The sequence below is a fragment of the Streptosporangium sp. NPDC001681 genome (assembly GCF_040298085.1).
Taxonomy (GTDB): domain Bacteria; phylum Actinomycetota; class Actinomycetes; order Streptosporangiales; family Streptosporangiaceae; genus Streptosporangium.
The window spans coordinates 37,617-55,931 of the sequence record NZ_JBEOZN010000035.1 but is presented as its reverse complement, the minus strand read 5'-3'; the positions used below and the strand labels follow the sequence as shown (position 1 = coordinate 55,931).

General features: G+C 60.3%; 11 protein-coding genes and 1 tRNA gene. 8 read left to right on the top strand and 4 right to left on the bottom strand.

The window, feature by feature from the left end:
* The first annotated feature begins 3 nt into the window (after positions 1-3).
* Both ABT130_RS18155 and ABT130_RS18150 read left to right on the top strand, forming a co-directional pair.
* On the top strand, positions 4-441 hold the full coding sequence (locus tag ABT130_RS18155) for a hypothetical protein (RefSeq protein WP_350956712.1): 438 nt from the start codon (positions 4-6) through the stop codon (positions 439-441).
* Entirely contained in the window at positions 438-2,102 is a 1,665-nt protein-coding gene (locus tag ABT130_RS18150) for a GNAT family N-acetyltransferase (protein WP_350956710.1), read from the top strand. Before ABT130_RS18155 ends, ABT130_RS18150 begins: the two co-directional genes overlap by 4 nt.
* Positions 2,103-2,275: 173 nt before the next feature.
* Here ABT130_RS18150 and ABT130_RS18145 read toward each other — a convergent pair whose 3' ends face one another.
* The 3 genes from ABT130_RS18145 to ABT130_RS18135 all read right to left on the bottom strand — a co-directional run bounded on the left by ABT130_RS18145 (position 2,276) and on the right by ABT130_RS18135 (position 4,355).
* The gene (locus ABT130_RS18145) at positions 2,276-3,823 is read right to left on the bottom strand and encodes an SDR family NAD(P)-dependent oxidoreductase (RefSeq protein WP_350956708.1); all 1,548 of its coding nucleotides are present in this window, start codon (positions 3,821-3,823) and stop codon (positions 2,276-2,278) included.
* A 16-nt stretch (positions 3,824-3,839) separates the two neighbouring features.
* Positions 3,840-3,915, bottom strand: a tRNA-Val gene (locus ABT130_RS18140).
* 137 nt (positions 3,916-4,052) lie between these two features.
* The gene (locus ABT130_RS18135; RefSeq protein WP_350956707.1) at positions 4,053-4,355 is read right to left on the bottom strand and encodes a nucleoside triphosphate pyrophosphohydrolase; all 303 of its coding nucleotides are present in this window, start codon (positions 4,353-4,355) and stop codon (positions 4,053-4,055) included.
* A gap of 411 nt (positions 4,356-4,766) precedes the next feature.
* Between ABT130_RS18135 and ABT130_RS18130 the strand changes: the two genes are divergently transcribed.
* The 6 genes from ABT130_RS18130 (at position 4,767) to ABT130_RS18105 (ending at position 16,532) form a co-directional block, all read left to right on the top strand.
* Entirely contained in the window at positions 4,767-7,136 is a 2,370-nt protein-coding gene (locus ABT130_RS18130; RefSeq protein ID WP_350956705.1) for a DUF262 domain-containing protein, read from the top strand.
* Positions 7,137-7,871: 735 nt separating this feature from the next.
* Positions 7,872-9,173: a DNA sulfur modification protein DndB gene (locus ABT130_RS18125; RefSeq protein ID WP_350956703.1), complete on the top strand. Its 1,302-nt coding sequence runs from the start codon at positions 7,872-7,874 to the stop codon at positions 9,171-9,173.
* A gap of 624 nt (positions 9,174-9,797) precedes the next feature.
* Positions 9,798-10,937 (top strand): cysteine desulfurase family protein, encoded by a 1,140-nt coding sequence (locus tag ABT130_RS18120; RefSeq protein WP_350956738.1) that lies wholly within the window; start codon positions 9,798-9,800, stop codon positions 10,935-10,937.
* A 53-nt stretch (positions 10,938-10,990) separates the two neighbouring features.
* On the top strand, positions 10,991-12,091 hold the full coding sequence (locus tag ABT130_RS18115; protein WP_350956701.1) for a DUF4007 family protein: 1,101 nt from the start codon (positions 10,991-10,993) through the stop codon (positions 12,089-12,091).
* Positions 12,092-12,093: 2 nt separating this feature from the next.
* Positions 12,094-15,699 carry an ATP-binding protein gene (locus ABT130_RS18110; RefSeq protein ID WP_350956699.1) on the top strand — a complete coding sequence of 1,202 codons (3,606 nt, stop codon included), beginning with the start codon at positions 12,094-12,096 and terminating at the stop codon, positions 15,697-15,699.
* The gene (locus ABT130_RS18105) at positions 15,696-16,532 is read left to right on the top strand and encodes a phosphoadenosine phosphosulfate reductase domain-containing protein (RefSeq protein ID WP_350956698.1); all 837 of its coding nucleotides are present in this window, start codon (positions 15,696-15,698) and stop codon (positions 16,530-16,532) included. Before ABT130_RS18110 ends, ABT130_RS18105 begins: the two co-directional genes overlap by 4 nt.
* Positions 16,533-16,811: 279 nt before the next feature.
* On the opposite strand, the gene ABT130_RS18100 is transcribed toward ABT130_RS18105, so the two are convergent.
* The gene (locus ABT130_RS18100) at positions 16,812-18,107 is read right to left on the bottom strand and encodes an NsdA family TPR-like regulatory protein (RefSeq protein WP_350956696.1); all 1,296 of its coding nucleotides are present in this window, start codon (positions 18,105-18,107) and stop codon (positions 16,812-16,814) included.
* Between the last annotated feature and the right edge of the window lie 208 nt (positions 18,108-18,315).

Here is an 18,315-nt window from a genome sequence, read left to right as displayed (position 1 = left end):
ACCGTGATCGGTCAGGGGCGCACGCTCACCGTCATCGCCCGGGAGGTCATGCTGACGCTGCTCATCGTCCACGGTCCCATGAGTGCCGAGGACCTCGATCGGAACATGATTGAGGTCCTCGGCCAGGAACGGGGCACCCTCGGTGGCCTCGCCCAACCGGTCCTTGACGAGCGAGTGGCCATGCGCCACCGGCCGTGGGCACTCGACTGCCATCACCTCGCGCGCCCGCTCGGCGCACCGTTCGCGCTCACAGGGCAGGGCACCGCCACCGCCACAAGGCCGCGTTGCGCGCCCACGCCCTACGGCCACGCCAAACGCTCGGCCTGGGCTGACAGCAAAGGATGCCGCGATATCCGATGGCCCGTTCATATCCGGACATGGCACTGTATGACGATGTCCGAGAAGGTGAACGTCCGCGAAGCCGTCCGAGCGGCATCATGAGCTTCGGCACCTACGCGCGCCGGGTCCGGAATCAGGATCTGCCGTACGGCCTGCGCTACACCTCCCTCAGATACGCGGTCGAGCGTTACATGCCCGTTGGATACAACGCGACCTGGGACTACATCACCGGCCGCGCCGGACGGATACGGACGGACGAGACCGCCCTGCTCCGCGCGCTGGACATCCTGGAGACCAGTCGGAAAGCCCGGCTGGCGGAGATGGCGGCGTTCACGCTGCGCCGTACGACGGAGAAACGTGATCGCCGCACCGTATCCGCCGACGAGCACCGTTACCGGCACGGCTGGCGCTGGCCGGGCCCTGACGCGCACGAGGCGATGCACCAAACGGTGCAAACCCTGTGGACCCAGTACGAGCGGCTGCCCTTCCCGGAGGTACCGCCCGCGGACAAGGCCGATCTGGCCATGCTGGACTTGACCGTCGCGGGCTGCGTATGGACCTACCTGCGCCGGGGCGGAGCCCTGCATCCCGACCATCGGGACATCCTGCGGTCCTGCCTGGCCGACCTGCGTGCCGTACGGCTCGGCTACTCCCTGTCCTTCTCCGAGGCGTTCACCTATTTCCTTCGGCTGCGCAAAATGGCCGAACTCGTGGCATACGACGCGCTACCGCTCGTACGTCGGGCATGGCACGGCGACGCGGAGCGGATCGCGGACGTCTTCCTGGCCGCGCGTGGCCAGATGACCTACCTGCCGCGGCTGCACACCGACGAGGAGACCCGGGCCTGGATCGCCGGGGTCGTGGTCGCCCGCCACGAGACATGGGTGGCCGAACTACACGGCCAGGTCGCCGGATTCGCCGCACTGGACGACCAGTGGCTGGCACACCTGTACGTCGCGCCGGAGGCCCAGGGCCACGGCATCGGCTCAGCCCTGCTCGCCCAGACCAGGAAGGTACGGCCCGGCCCGCTCAATCTGCACGTGTTCCAGCAGAACACCGGCGCCCGCCGCTTCTACGAACGGCACGGCTTCACCCTGGTGGCGCTGGGAGACGGCGGCGACAACGAGGAGAACCTCCCCGACGCCCACTACCGGTGGCGAGCCAGCGCCGAGCCGCGGCAGCCGGAACCGGCTGGCGGGCTCAACGAATCCCTCACGTGCGCCTTCCCTCTCGCACTGGCCGACGACGTTCGCACTGCTGTGGGGGTCATGCCGATCGCCGGACACTGCCCGGCGACGTCCTTTGAGGTGACCGTCGGCGAGGACCGCGTCGCCGTTCCCGAGCGGATCTACCATCCCGAACCCACCTCCGAGGCGCTCAGTGCTCTGTCCCCCGTCCAGCGGGTGATCCTGCACTGCCTCTACACCCGTCACCACGACGGGTTCGTCCGGCAGCGCCACCTCGCTCAGATCGTCGGCTCACTGGAGCCATGGGTCATCCCGTACGTGGCGCGACTGGTCGGAGAGTACGTCGTGGAGATCGTGGGGGATGTCCACCGCATGTTTGATGATCTCGGTCGGCCCGGCTCCGCCGTCCACGCCGCCTACGGGCGATTTTTCGCCGACAATCCGGACTTCCTGACAGTGACGGAACAGCGGGTGATCAGCTACTGGAGCTGCTACCACACCAGCGCCTACCCTCGGCTGCGCGAATACCCGGGCTACCTGCTGGTATCGGCCCTACGGGCGGCGGCCTCGGCTTGATCGAGCGGATTCGTTGGCCGCCACAGCCGTCCGCCGGGATCAGCCTCGGCACCCGCCGGGCCGAGAGGATTGCCACTGACGAACAGTCGCCCGATACCTCCGGCGGACAGCACCCGGTCAACGAGCATCGCGAGCCCGCGACACCTCCGTACGATCCCGGTCATGAGGTCCGCCTACCACGGGGCCTGCGCGTAATCCTTGAGGAAGACGCCGTGCACCGGGTCGCCCGCCTCACCGCGCACGATCGGGTCGTAGACCCGCGCGGCACCGTCGATGACGTCCAGCGGCGTCCGGCGGTCGAGCCACTCCCGCACCGGCACCGGGTTCTCGTCGGTGATCCAGCCGGTGTCCACGCTGCACATGTACACACCCTGCCGTGCCAGATCGGCGGCGCTGGTACGGGTCAGCATGTTCAGCCCGGCCTTGGCCATGTTGGTGTGCGGGTGACGGCCGGTCTTGTTCGCCACCGCGAACTGTCCCTCCACCGCCGACACGTTCACGATGTACCGGCGCGGAAAAGGCGCGGCGAGCAGCAACGGCAGCAGCCGGTCGATCAGCAGGAACGGCGCGACCGCGTTGACCAGCTGAACCTCCAGCAGCTCGGCCGGGTCCACCTCACCGATCCGCACCGACCAGGAGTTGCGCACCGACATATCCGGCAGCAGACCGGACGCGTCCGGCACTCCCAGATTCACATCCCCGGAAGGCGAGACCGACAGTCGCTCGGCCTCGTCCACCGAAGTCGAGACCAGCAGACCCCGGGTCTCATCCCCGAAAGGGGGTACCGGAAGACCTGGCAGATCCCAAGCCCCATCACCTGACGGCACCGAAAGACCCAACAGATCCCGGAGCCCGTCACTTGGCGACGGCAGCGAAAGACCCGGCAGACCCCAGCCCTCATCACCGGAAGGCGGCAGCGGAAGACCCGACGGAGCCCGGTTCCCGTCACCGGAGAGTCGCACCGTAGGACCCGGCGTGAACCCCGGCACCGTCGACGCCCCCGGCGGAAGTCCGGCCCGCTCCCCCTCGACCAACGCGGCGTAGGCCGACAGCGGCCGGCGCAGGGTCTGCGCGGCATTGTTGACCAGGATGTCCAGCGGATCCCCGGCCGCCAGGAACCGGTCAGCGAGCGCGATGACCTGGCGAGGGTCGCACAAATCGACCCCCACGACCTCCAGGCGCCCGCCCCAGTCACCCGCCGCCGCGAACCTGCTGACCGCGTCGGCCGGAAAACGGGTGGTCACCGTGACATGGGCGCCGTCACGGAGCATCTTCAGCGCGAGCTGATGCCCTATCTTCGTCCGCCCCCCGGTGACCAGCGCCCGCCGCCCCGACAGGTCGGTATGGGCCGTACGACGGGCCGCGTTGAAGGCCGCGCACGAGGGGCAGAGCAGGTGATACAGGCTGCCCACCCGAGTGAAGTGCTCCTTGCAGACATAGCAACGTCGCGCCCTGCGCAGCTCTCCGGCCGGCTCTCCCACCGGTCTCTCCGAGAGGGGAACGTCGATCACCCGGTCCGGACTGCCCATCGCGGTGGCCGCCAGCACCGCGGCGTCGGCCTCCTTCGCGGCATGATTACGCTCCTGCCTGCGGCGCTGCTGCCCGTCACGGACCAGTGCGAGCGCCGCGTGCGCGATCCACCTGCGATCCGGATCGTCCAGCGGGAGCCGCCTGGCCTCGCCAAGCGCTCGCAGGACCGTCCAGACGGTCTCGGAGTCCACGTCATCCTCCCGGGGGTGGGGCCGGTTGGATTCGAACCAGCGTCCTCTTCCCCTGTGAAAGAAAGCGCGACGGCCAACTGCGCTACAGCCCCCGCGCAGAACGGCTCGGTTTCGAACCGGCACCTGTGTTCACCCTACCGAGAAGATCAACCTATTTTTGATCATTCGCCGGACTCCGGAGGGCCGCGTTAGAGATGGGAGGAAGGACCACAGATTGCCCCGATCACCGTCATCCTTCGAGGTAGACACGTCCGAGGAACGCCCCCCGCTCGGCTCGTTTGACCTCGGCGACCTTCTCGATGTCCGCCCACTCGTGCCCGTGGACCTTCGCGATGGCCCGCAGCACTTCGAGCACGTCGGCGATCTCCTCCGCCACCTCGGTGACCGTGGCCTCGCGCAGCTCCGCCGCCTCCTCGAACAGCTTCTCCAGCAGCGCCTCGCGGTAGTCCGCCTCCCCGAGCACGGTCACCAACGGTTCCCCGCCGTGCTCCCGAATGATCTCCGGAATCCTGTCCCGCACGAGTTTCCCCACCTCAGAGCACTCCTCTCAGCCCGCACCCAGCTTCTTTCGGAAGCCCACAAGAATGCCAAGCTTCTTGTCGTACGGGCTCCGGTACATAAGCGGCGAAAATTCACTTTAAGGACAGGGGTCAGAAGCAGGGACAGCGTTCTTTTCTTGATCAATGAGATCCGCTGGCGAGAGCACAGGCACGAGACACAGGAGCCCCTCTTGCTTACTGACCGCACTAACAGTCAACTACACAAGTTACTTGAATACCAGCTTTTCGGACATCCTTAATGCCGGATATGCCCACACATATCACGGGATGAGCATTTCTTCACGATCGTAGATCGTTTGACTCCATAGAGCCCTTACCGTACGGCAAAGCTATGGCATAGTAGATCTGCAAAGCCCTCCCCCCGACGGCTCAGGAGCGAGCAGATGCCTATAGAAGCCAAAGATATATTCGAGGCAACATCACGCAGCTTCCGAGAGCTGATGAGCGAGAACGGGCTTGGGTTGTATATACCACCCTATCAGCGTCCTTATGGGTGGGACAAAGATAAGGTCGAAAGGCTAATCGACGACACTCTTCATGGCCTCGCAAGGCTCGGCCAAAGCGATGATAGCTTCACTTTTTTGGGTACAATTATTACGATCCATGACACCAATTACTCCACCATGCATCCGATCATAATGGACCAGGTTCCCGCAAAAGTCCTAACGGTCATTGACGGTCAACAGAGGATCTGCAGCCTCGTTCTCCTTTCCATTTGTTTACACAATCAAATAAAACTCCGTCATTCAAAAATTTTTACTACACCAGACCAAGACAAAGAGCCGTACGAGGAATGGCTAAATGGCCAAACCCTTGAGATTCTAAAGAATCTCTCTGCAACCATATTCGAGCGACAGTCGTACGGCGACACGCCAATCTATCCGCGAATAATACGCGCTTTTACTGACCAGTGGTCCAAAAAGGCCAACCAGTCAGTATATAAATCACCTATCGCACATCTAATATCAACATATTCGGCAACAATAGATGACGGCAACCAGGACAAGAAGGTTATTGATTTTCGTCCTAGTTCACGAGCCGACTTCATAGAAGGAGAAGTCGATCTTGTCAAGAGATACTCAGAAATCCGAACGATAATAAATTCCCTCGCAAGAGCCGAGTCAAATGAGAGCTTCGAGGATCTGCCAACCCTGAAGGAAATAGCTCAGAAAAAAGATCTCCAGAAAGCGCTACTCAACCATGAATTTCCCGACTACGTACTGGATGCGATGCAAGTATCTCCTTCTCGTGAATTTTCTGAGCTGATTCGCCTTCTCATCCTTGGGGCATATGTTCTGAATCGAATCGCGCTCACCGTAGTAAAGGGGAAGAACGAGAACTATGCCTTCACGATTTTCGAGTCTCTGAATACCACTGGCGAGCCACTTACGGCCTTCGAGACCTTCAAACCACGTGTTGTCAGCGCCGAAGGGCTTGGCGCTTACCGAGAATCAGAGTCTCGCAAATATATAAACGACATCACAGACTATCTCTCGAAATTCGCAGTAGGCACACAGTTGCAGAATGCCACACGGGACCTACTTATTTCATTTGCGCTTGCAGAGACTGGCGAAAAGCTACCCAAGCGACTTGCGGATCAGCGAGTTTACCTGAAAGACCAATATGAACGCCATGCCCAAGACTCTATCAAACGACTAAAATTCGTAAAACATCTTCGCGATACTTCTGATTTTATACAACATGTGTGGGAGCCAGAGCAGGGCGGAACTCCTAATTTCCGCAGACTCCCCACGGGGGCAACAACGGACACTATGCAACTATGCATCGCCTTCCTGAGAAAGTTTAATCACAGCATTGTGATTGGACCACTGGTGCGTTTCTACAGCAAAAGCCTAAACAGTCCTTCCTCGCTACAGCCAGAAGCCATACAAGATCTGGAATCAGCTATCCAAGCCATAACAGCTTTCTCTGTTTTCTGGCGCGCTTCACGCCGAACGACAGGAAACATAGATCAGGAATACCGTAAGATTATGACTGGTGTTGAAAGTACCCATATAGGCCCCCTTGCAAGAACGCTCCGCAAAGGGATATCTGGCAGCCGCGAGCCGGGAATAGACTTAGCCGGCCTGAGGCAAGAGTTGGTCTACCGACTTGCGCACGCCAAGAACGTTCAGATCGCAAACAGGCAGCAATGGGTCGATACCTCTTCACTGCTTCCAACCTATAAAATCAACCAGGCATTGACTCGTTTTCTACTGCTCAGCGCTTATCACGATACAGTGGAAGACAAGGAACAGCCAGGGCTAATAAATGTTGGCAAGGAACAGTCCAGCCCTTCCCTGACATTCTGGGGGTGGCGCGATGAAATTCATCTCAGCGTGGAACACGTAGTACCTCAAGACCAGAACGCATCATGGGGTGAGTACCTTGGCAACGACAAGGAGGTTATCCACAGAATCGGCAACCTAGTGCTCCTCCCCCAAGCCGCAAATAGTTCTGCAAGCAATCGTGGATGGAGCGAGAAGAGGGTGCTATATGCCGCACTCGGGGCGCGGTCAAAAGAAGATGCCTCAAAAATTTTTACAGAGGCATCAAAAGAAGGTATCGAATTTTCCGAAAACACCGGAAATCTCGTAGAGCTCTCCAAGTACATGCCCCATCTAGCAGCATTAGGCGAGAAGAACGACAAATGGGATAAGGATTTCATCCAGACAAGATCTCAGAGATTGCTTGAGCTTGCTTGGATGCGTTTGCGCCCATGGCTCGGCCCCGAAGATTTCCCTCCTGTTTAAGCGCTGGGGCTCCAAGAATTCTTTCGCTGCTCGCCACGGTGTTGGTGCTTAGTTCAGTCCCATGGGGCCAAGGCCCTAGATCGTCAAGCAACATCTGTTGAAAAGCATCCTGGATCTGCGACCGGGCACCTACCCCACTCCGATCGATGCCGATAGCAGGGGCAGCACGATGCTGATTTTGCCACGTCCACTATTGCATGTTTGTGGCTGACCAGGGCTATTACAGCGACCAGCTCACCAGGTAGGCCCAAGAGGCCTGTCGGTACAAATCTCACTGTGACAACGGTGTGCGCTTTGCCTGGCAGTGGGACTACCTATCACCCACGTGAAGTAGCTCGATTGTTGCGCCATGATCCGCATACTGTCCTTGCACCATGCCCAGAGCGACCCTGCCAGGAATCTTCAGACGCTACACCTGGACTCTTAGGTGTGTCAGCCTGATCGCCACACTACCTGTGTGTCTGTGACGCTGTCGGACCAAAGAGTCATAGATGGTCATAGAAGCTCATTGGTGCATGAATCCGACAGTATATCGAAACACTTCCGTGCTCAATGCGCGAACATTCCTTTGTAGCTTCTGTAACACTGGTTGGATGTTCAGCGCCTCTCTCGGCGGAGAGCGGTGCATTGCAACCCTGGCCGAGCCAAACGACAGTACCGCAGTAGAACACACATATGCCCCTACTCACTTCAGGCTCCCCGAACGATCACTAAAAGCCAAAAAGAAAGACGACAATGCCTTCCAAAACTGTAGTCCCAGCCTTTCAGGCAAAGGTCGGTAACTGGACCTACTACTCCTGCCTTATGAGCTACGCGACAGTTGCCCGCGAGATCAATTTCGCCCACGAGCTCGGCGGTAACAAAGATCTCGGGACCATGATTCAGCGTGGCGTTGGCGCCCGCACCGAGGAGATCACTAACTACCTTCTCACAAACGAAAACCGCTTCCTGGGCGCTATTATCGTGGCCGCCTGGGGTGGCGAGCCTAATTACATCCCGGTCGAGATCGAAAAAAGCATGGAAAACCAAGGCGTCCTGGATGGGATGGATCGCAACTTCGGCGTTCTGATCCTCGATGGAACGCACCAGTTCTTCGCGCTCGATGGTCAGCACCGCCTTCGTGCCATCAAGGATGCCGTTAAACGCGATCCTATGCTCGGCAAGGAAGACATCAACGTCATCGTTGTCCCACACCTCGACAGCGAGGAAGGACGTCGTCGCACGCGTCGGCTCTTTACTAATATCAACCGCAACGCCGTTAAAACAACCGCAGGCGAGAACATCGCACTGGACGAGGACGATGGCTTCGCAATCCTTACCCGCCGCATGCTCGACGAGCATCCTTTCCTCAAAGGTGACGGAGTCGTCCAGATCTTCACGAAGCAGGGGTACGATGGCGAGCTCCGCTTGGCCAGCCGCCAAGTTGGAGTTACTGCCAACTCCTGGACAACAATCGGTGTGCTGTATGACTTCATCACGGAAATCGGATTCAAGCTAGACCCGAGCATGAATCATGCTTCTCAGCGCGCTAAGGACGAGATTCTAGACGAAAGCTATGATCTTGTCACTCAGCGTATAGACGAACTCCTCATAGCGTGCGGCGACCTTCAGAGCCGCTATGAAGGGAGTACTGCTCCTCGTGAGCTTCGTGCCCCAAAGGGACGCGACGGTGAAGGACATGCATTTATGCGACCCGCTGTTCAAATGCAGGTAGCCAAGGCGGTTCGTCACATCATGGACGAAGGGCTAATCGACTGGTCAGAGTTGCTCAACCGGCTGGAAAGGCTGGATTGGCGTATAGCTTCTTCTCCGTTCTCAGCTGTGTGGTTGGACACGCCAGACAGTAGCCGCAAGGGCAAGATGATCACTGCAAAAGAAAATGCACAGCTACTCTACGAGCTTTTGCTCGTTCATCTGGCGCCAAACTCTCGGGCGCAAATCGATAGAGCCCTCAAATCTTACCGGACCCTTAAAAATATTCGTTATCCGGTCGGCGCCGATCAGCTCGCTCAGCATTTGCCCGGCATCGAATCATAGGGAGCCAGTCTCTGTCCTTACGCTTCCACTCTCCGTAGTCCCCACACATAGCCTGCCTATCTTGATCCCCACCTGCGGCACAACCATGAAATCGGGCTGTTCTGACCGTCGAATGGCATGTTCAGTATCGACCATCGAGATCTCTGGCACCCTGAAAAAGTTGCTCACCGACCAGCAGCAGATGCTCAGGGGGTACGAGCTCTCACGAGACCGCGAACGGACTCTTTCTTTACCGGACTCCTAGCTTCGACACGTTCGCGGTCTCGTGTCGACTTCGCAGCTCTCGCGAGGTCAGTCTCAGAACCAAACGGTGCATGTAGCGTCATATCGCCCAAGCCCAGATAGACTGAGGCTCATGTAGATATGCGGGAAGTTTTAACCCTTATGGCAGGTTATTAGCCTTACGCCACTAACAACTTGTTGTTAATCGACCACAAAACGTGAACGCCACTGCTTCCAATGACCGGCCTCGCCGCCCTTGGGCGTTGGTTAGGATCCCAAGGCACTCCTGGTGAGGTGAGAGATCTCAGTTACGGTGTCCTCCAGGTGTGAACGTTGGAGCATATCGCTGCTAGAGGGGCAGGGGCCATGGCAGGTGAACCGAGGGGCTCGAACGTGATCTACATGGATTACAACGCCACCGCGCCGCTGCGCCCGGAGGCTCTGGAGGCCACCCTTCTAGCTCTTCGAAGCGTCGGCAATGCTTCCAGCGTCCACCACCTAGGGCAGGACGCCGCCACCCGAGTCGACACGGCCCGTCGTCAGCTCGCCGAGCTGCTGAACTGCTCTCCCAGAGAGATCATTTTTACGTCCGGGGCGACCGAAGCGAACAACTTGGCACTGCGTGCTGCTTATGCCAGTGAGGGGTTGTTGGTGACCACTGCCGTTGAGCACCCGGCTGTGCTGGAAGCAGCTCGCGCCATCACGGGGAACACTCCCGAGACACTCACGGTGCTGCCGGTCGATGAGGACGGAGCCATCGACTTAGAGCTCTTGCACACAGCACTCGGCAGCGGCAAGGTGACTGTCGTCACAACCATGCTTGCGAACAACGAGACCGGCGTCCTAACCGACCTACTGCCCATCATCAAGGCAGCTCACGAAGCTGGGGCTTTAGTTCACACCGACGCCACGCAATATGTTGGCCGGCTTCCTCTCGACCTCAACGAGGTTGAGGTCGATCTGCTGTCTCTTTCGGCCCACAAATTCGGTGGCCCCCAGGGCGTGGGGGCGCTCTTCGTTCGCCGTGGTACGCCCCTGGCACAGCGCCCCTTACTAATCGGCGGTGGCCAGGAGCGTGGCTGGCGTGCGGGCACACTGAACGTAGCAGGGATAACTGGGCTTGGTGCAGCAGCTCAGGCCGCGCGGCTTCAGCTTGAGCAGGAAGCTGTCCGTACCTCTGAGCTGCGCGACAGCTTCGAGGAAAAACTGATTTCCCGCGTGCCCAACTGCCGGATCAATGGCACTCGTGTGCCCCGTCTGCCAGGCGTCACCAGTGTCACCTTCCCGGGCCTGCCAGCGGACGCTGTTCTGGCCGCTATGCCAGAGGTAGCCGCCTCCGATGGCAGCGCCTGCTCCTCCGGAGCCCCCGCCCCCAGCCATGTCCTGCTCGCCATGGGCCATAGCCGCGAAGACGCCGACTCCACCGTACGGTTCTCATTCGGCTATGCCACCACCGAGCACGACATCGAACGGGCTGCAGAAGCCATCGTCCGCGCTGTAATGCACGTCCAAACGGTGATGAACACTACCGAAAAACCTTGATCTGCCTTACCCCCGCACCCTCGCTTAGCTCGCTTTTCGAAAGGTTCTACCGCATGTCAGATAGTCGGCTCGTTGAAGCCGCCGAACCGAGGTTTGCGCGTCACGAAACTTTCGCCCCGCGCTTCGGATGGCTCCATAAGGCGTACATGCAGGTCAAAGAGAACAGCGAGATCTTTCACCGCGAGGACGCACCGGTCCTTCTTGGCGTGGGTAAGAACATGGTCAATGCCATGCGGTACTGGTCGCAGGCTTTCAAGCTCACCCAGGAGCATTCCCACGAGGAACCGTCTTACCGTGCCCTCGTCGCCTCCCCTACGTGGCGAGCCCGCTGGCTGCTTGACGAGGACGGCGCTGACCCCTACCTCGAAGACACGGGTAGCCTCTGGCTGCTGCATTGGTGGCTACTCTCGTCCGAACCTCAGATGAAGTGCTTGGCTCCCGCCTGGTACGTGATGTTCCACCTCGCCCCGTTCTCCAGGGTCACCGCGGCCGAGATGTCCGCTGTCGTCACCCGCCATGTCCGCGAGAACTACAGCGAAGACAAATGGCCCGCACCTGAGTCGATCAACCGCGATGTCGACTGCCTCATCAAGATGTACGCCCTCGATCAGGAGTTCAACCCGCTCTCCCCCGGCAGCTTCGAGGACCTGTTGGCCTGTCCCTTCCGCGAACTGGGCTTGCTGGAAGGCCAAGGTAAGGGCAAGGAGCGGACCTGGCACTTCACCAGCGGGGCCCGATCCAATCTGCCGGCACCGGTCTTGGCCTATGCCTGCCTGGATTACGCATCCCGATTCTCAGCGGGTGCCGGATCGATTTCACTGGCCCGGCTTGCCAACGAGCCTGGCGCCCCCGGTCGCGCGTTCCGTACACGGGAACCAGAGTTGATCAAGGCCATCGAGTCTCTTGTCAGCGAGCATCCTGATCTGCAGCTCGTCGAGGCTCTTGGCCAGCAGAGCCTGGCCTTTACCAGGGCACCACAAGAACTCGCCTGGGATGTTCTTGATGAGCACTACGAACAAGTTCGAAAGCGTGACGGCTTCCCGACGCCGCAGGAGTGGACCAAGCGGTACCCCGGCCTTGACGGCGGCAACCAAAAACGCTCACGTAAGAAGCTGCCCCAGCAGGCGCTGGAACTGATCGAGGAGAACGCGTAACCATGGCGAAGAAGAGCTCTCTACTCGCTCGCCAGGCCAAGGCCGCTCCTCAGATTCCGGCGGGCATCACCCTGGTCGGCTCTGAACTGCGCTCCACCAACCTTGAGCGAGATGTTCGCGAAGAGCACCTGGGCTCCCCTTACGTGGGAGCACGTGCCCTGGATGTCTTCGAGCGCGTCACCAATGCCGTTGCCGATCTCAAGCGCACCCGCGCCTGGTCCTTCACTGGCCCCTACGGCTCAGGCAAGTCCACCCTGTCGAACCTGTTCGATGCTTTCCTCGGGCATGACCAGTCCCGCCAGGCCGAAGCTCAGGCAGCGGTCGCCGCGACCAGCCCCGGCCATGCCACGCGGTTGGCTCGGGTACGTGATGAGCTTGCTCCGACAGGCTTCCTGGGTGCGATCGCCACCGCTCGTCGAGAGCCCCTAGCGGCAACTGTGTATCGGGCTCTGCAAACCGCCGTGGCGCGCAGGTGGCAGGAGCAGCCTCCGGAAGGTGTCGCGCAGGCTTTCGCTGCCTGCTCGGGGCGTGAGGTGCCAACGACGGAAAATCTCATCGATGCCGTCACCGCATTGTGTGCTGAAGCCCCCCTCCTGCTGATCATCGATGAGTTCGGCAAGACACTTGAGCATCTAGCCGTTAGCGGCGATTCCGGCAGTGCTGAGAGCGACGTGTTCCTGCTCCAGATGCTCGCCGAAAAGGGTGCCGGTCGCTCAGGGCTGCCACTGTTCATATTCACCCTCCAGCATTTGGCATTCACTGACTACGCGGCACGCTCAAGCACCATCCAGACCCAGGAGTGGGCCAAGATCCAGGGGCGATTCGAAGACATCACCTTCGCCCCGAACCTCGGTGATGCTGTTCATTTGATGCGGCGCCGCTTGGACCTTTCCGCGGTTCAGGAGCAGGGCCGTAAGCTCATTCAAGAGCAGGCTCAAGCATCAGCAGAAGCATGGCGTGGTCATGCCCTGAATGCCATCGTGGACATCTCCGCGGAGACGTTCGCCGGCCTCTACCCGCTGCACCCGATCACGGCTATCGCTGCTCCGCTTCTCGCAGCTCAGATCGGGCAGCATGACCGCAGCCTGACAGGCTTCCTCGCAAGCGATGAACCGAATACGGTCCGCCGTACTCTGGAGACACTGTCAACGGACACGCCCGAATATGTCTCCACGATCCGCCTGCCACAGCTGTATGACTACTTCTTCGCCTCCGGCCGTACCACCATCCTGGCCTCAACCAACGCCAGTCGCTGGCTGGAGGTCGACAACCGTCTTAACGAAGCACACGGTCTACCGCTCGAAGACCAGGATGTTCTCAAAGTCATCGGCATTCTGAACTTGATCGATGCCGATGGCGTACTGCGCGCCACTCCGGCCATGATCCAGTTCGCACTACATGACCCGGTCGATGCCCCAGACGCCGAACGTTTCGCTGCCTTGCAAGAACGGTTGCAGAAGCTTGTGGACGACGGGTTCGTCGTCCATCGCGCCTACAGCAATGAGTACCGCATCTGGCAGGGCACCGACGTCGACATCGACGCGCGGGTCAGGGAAATCGCTACCCGTATCGACCCCACCGATGTAGTCCAGTACTTCAACAAGCATTTGGGGGCGGTACTCCCGGCCGCCGTGGTCGCCGGCGGACACAGCCAGCGCACCGGAATGCTGCGCTACTTCATCACTGCGGTCAGTCACCAGACAGAGAAGCTGGACGGCCCCGAGGTCATAAAGAACGCAGCAGACGGATTGATCGTCTATCACCTCGGGTCGCTGGAAAACAGGCCCCTGGTCAACTCTCCGCTTCCCGTTCTGGTCGGCACCACAGAGAGCCCCGAAACGGTCCTGCAGGCAGGCATCAATCTCGTGGCGCTGGAGGAGCTTCTAGAAGATGATGCCCTTGACCACGTGGCTGCCCGAGAGGTCGCGGAGCGTGCTGCGACCATCTCTCGGAGTATCGGCATGCTGCTGAGCGAGGCGTTCAGTCCTCTGAGCCCGCGGTCCACCTGGTATCTCTGGGACAAGGGCACCGAGACCAACAGCGAGCCACGGGAACCCATCAGAGCCCGGAGTTATGCCGGTCTGGTTTCCAAAGCCTGTGACCAGGTCTACTCGTTCACCCCGCATATCCGTAACGAGATGGTCGGCCGCCATCAGCTCAGCAGCAATGCCGCCCGCGCCCGCCGTGAGCTGCTCACCGCTATGTTGCAGTATTCAGGGCGTCCCCTCCTTGGGTATGACAAGGACAAGTACACGCCTGAGCGGGCGATGTACCACGGCGTCGTGGAGTACCTCGGGCTCCACCGTGCCGCAGGGGAGTCCAGCAGCGACACCCAGTCCGACAGCATCCTTACTCATGGCATCTCGCGCCCGAGCTCGCAGAGGAACGACAGTGTCATGGCTGTCTGGGAGGCTCTCGAAGAGACGCTGACCAACGCGAAGCAGCCCACTCCCATCGTCGATATCTATCACCGGCTGATGGCTCCTCCTTATGGAGTCAAGGCAGGTGTCGTTCCGATCCTCGTGGTTACGGCGCTCATTCTGCGTGCTCAGGACGTTGCTCTGTTCGAGGAGGGCAGCTACTGCCAGAGGCTGACTCCGGAGATCGTTGAACGGCTGAATGTTCCATATCCGGAGCGCTTCACAGTCAAAGCCTCTCCTGTTGGACAGGGGCAGCGTCGCGTCGTGGTCGAGGGCCTGGCCCTGGCCATGAACGTTGATATTCCTCGTTCTCTGACAGCGCGTAACCCCAAGCTGCTCGCCGTCACACGAGCGATGCTGGAACGCGTCATGGTCCTTCAGCCCTACGCACGACAGACCCAGCGCCTTAGTCGAGAAGCTCTCGCAATCCGCGAAGTCCTGTCCAAGGCGACCGATCCTGACCAGCTGGTCTTTGTCTCTCTGCCTAAGGCCCTGGGCTTTGAGCCGATCCGAGAGAACACCTCAGAGGATGAAAAGAGCGCCGACACCTACGTCTCACGTCTGGTCACTGCTCTGGACGAACTTTCCGGTGCCGGTGCCACCCTGCGGCAAGAGGTCGTGGCGACGATCAGCCACGAGTTCCGGCTGCCGGCAAAGCTCGAAGAGCTGCGGTCGGGCCTGACCGAAAGGCTTCACGGTTTTGCCAACGCCTCGCTCGAACTCAACTTGCAGGGATTCGTCTCTCGCGTACTCAACGAGAACCTGCCAGATGATGACTGGCTTGACCCGATCATCATCCGTCTCACGAACAAGGCGCTCGGTGACTGGACCGATCGAGACATCAAGAGCTTCCCTCGGCAGGTCAAGGAAGTCGCACGTGCCCTAGACCGTGTCAGCCACCTCTACGAAATGCACGAAGCTCCGGTCGCTGATAAAACGGTAACCAAGCCTCAGCAAATCGAGACTCATCTGCTGACGCTCACCACTCCCCAAGGAATGGAGGAGCGCACCCTCATCCACGTGCCAAAGCGGTCTCGCCAGGCTGCTGATGAGCTTGTTGCCAGTGTCATAAAGCAGGCTGAGGAAGTACTAGGCCCTGACGGCGCACGCATCCTGCTCGCCGCCCTAGCTGAAAGCCTCGCCGCAACCGACACCGATACTCCCCCTCAGAAGAAAGAGAAGCTGTGACTAATATCACAAGCTCTAACGGGAAGACGCGTCACGTCCTCGGCTTATCCGGCGGCAAAGATTCCTCCGCGCTCGCCGTCCACATGCGTGATCGCGTGCCTGACATGGAGTACTTCTTCTGCGACACCGGTGCGGAGTTGCCGGAGACGTACGAGTACCTCAACCGGCTTGAGGCAGCAGTCGGCAAGCCGATCTTGCGACTCAACTCGACGCGCGACTTCGATCACTGGCTTGAGATCTACCAGGGAACCCTCCCCAGCCCTCAGATGCGCTGGTGCACCAAGAATTTGAAGATCAAGCCGTTGGAAGAGTGGGTGGGGGACGACGAGGTGATCTCCTACGTCGCGATCCGCGCAGACGAAAACCGCCTCGGATACGTCAGTACCAAGCCCAACATCACCGCGGTTTTCCCCTTCCGCGAAGACGGGATCGACCGAGCAGGCGTCGACCGCATCCTCGACGAGGCCGGCATCGGGCTTCCGGACTACTACGAGTGGCGTACCCGCTCCGGTTGCTACTTCTGCTTCTTCCAGCGTAAGCACGAGTGGGTCGGCCTCAAGGATCGCCACCCGGAGCTGTTCGAAAAGGCCATCCAGTACGAGGAGAAGGTCAACTACCGACGCACCGCTATGCAGGAGCGGCAATACACCTGGTCTCAGGGTGAGTCACTGCATGAGCTGATAGACCGACGGGACGAAATCGAGGCAAAGCACCAGACAGCTCTAGAGCGGGCCGCAAAGCGTGTGAAGCCGAACCGTCCACTGCTGGATATCCTCTCCGACGCTCACGATGAAGACGACGACGAGGCCGGTTGTGCCGTGTGCCACCTCTGATTTGATGTGGCGAAGGGGCCTGCCTACGGCGTACGCCAAGGCAGGCCCCTTCGTTGACTAAGTCGATTGTTGCCATACTCCTTAGCCGATCCGAACCACGATTGACAGAACATGGAGGTCGCCAGGGTAGAGGTTCACAATCGTAGAAGCCCTTTTCGTCCAACTTCTCGTAAAGCGCGTTGAATGCCTCACGCAGTGACGACGACGCGGAGGCCGCGCCTACCCCAAGGTCGTGGCCGGCCCCAGCAACGACGGCGACGCACCGAGGCACGGCCACGGTCACACTGTCAGAGTGGACAGCCGCTGGTCGAGGTCGCTTCGGCGGGTGTCGTTGGGCAAGCGATCGCGAATGGCGAGAAGCTTGCCGATGTTGCGTTGGGAGGGAGCCTGCTCAATCAGTGGAATCGCCTGGTGGAGTAGGTCGCCGGCCTGGTCGGCGTTGCCGAGGTCGTTCTGGACGTGGGCACGCCTGATCAGGTAAGTGGCGTAGTCTCTGCGGCGAGTCGGGGAGAACTCTGCTCGGGCCTTGTCCAGGTGGGAGTCCGCGCGTCGCAGGTTACCCAGATCGAGGTAACACACGCTGACTTGATCGTGGAAAGCCCCTTCGTCGAACCATCCGACCCATGCTGGATCGTCTGCGCGCGTACCACGCCCGAAGTGGGTGTCGGCGATGCCCAGCAGGCGATGGGTCTCAGCCTCGTCGCCAACGCTCGCGTGAGCACCGGCCAGACGTACGGCCAGCATGCTGGCGGTTCGTGGCGTGATTTCCCCGGCGCTCTCATAAGCAGTGCGGGCGATGGTCAGGCAGTCGGAGAAGTTCCCGAAGTCCTTGCACTGCAGAGCCATCGACTTGAGGATGTTCGCGCCCACCGCGCGGTCACCGGCTGCGTGCGCGGAGTGGACGGCGGCAACCCAGTAGCGCTGGGCCGCGGAGTGCAGTCCCTCGTCGAAGGAGGCGAAACCTGCCAGACGTCCGAGTTCCGCGGCCAGTCCATGAAGACGCTGAGCGACGGCCGCGCTGTAGGAGGATTTCTCCAGCACCTCCACAACCATGCCGAGTTCGGCGTCGATCAACCTACGTGACCGTTGCCCGCCATAGCTGTCTCCCAGCATTCGTAGGCGAGGCAGACCTGCCTCGATCTGGGCCACGAACTTCTCGGTGACCTGGCCGCCGCGCAGTACAGACATCAGCTGAGCCGGTTCGACATTGAGCCAGTCGGTCGCGAACCCGGCCAGGCCCGCGCCGGTCAGCCGCATGAAACCGCGTCGGTCCATCATCGCCTTTTCCAGTGTGTGGTTGAGAGCGAGCAGGCTGCCCGTCTGGTCCCAGGAGAAGTCGACTCGGATGGGGTCGCCGACGGGCAGCCAGCCGGGCCATGGCTGCATGTGGAGAAGCTCTTCGGAGACCCCGAGTTCGGCCGCCAAAGCGAGTTGTGTCTCACGATCGGGCACCACTCCCCAGTGCTCCCAGCGCCATGCCTTTTCCCTCCTTCGTGCCATATTGCCGACTCGCCTGGCGATGACGTTCACCAGGTCCTGATAGGTCCATCCGCGTTCGGCGCGGACGTAGCTCAAGGGGTGTACGAAAACTCCGCCGGGCTGCGTGGGCGCTGGTCCAGGCATTCACATCCCCTCCTTCCTCGAACTGTAAATCTGATTAATCCACTCGGACAGGCCGTGAGGGGCTTCCCACCAGAGGGGACAACCGGGGACAACGAGATTCGCCTGTTCATGAGGTGGGTGACAGGGTTTTCTGGAGGCCGTCGCCCCCAGTCTGCCTTCG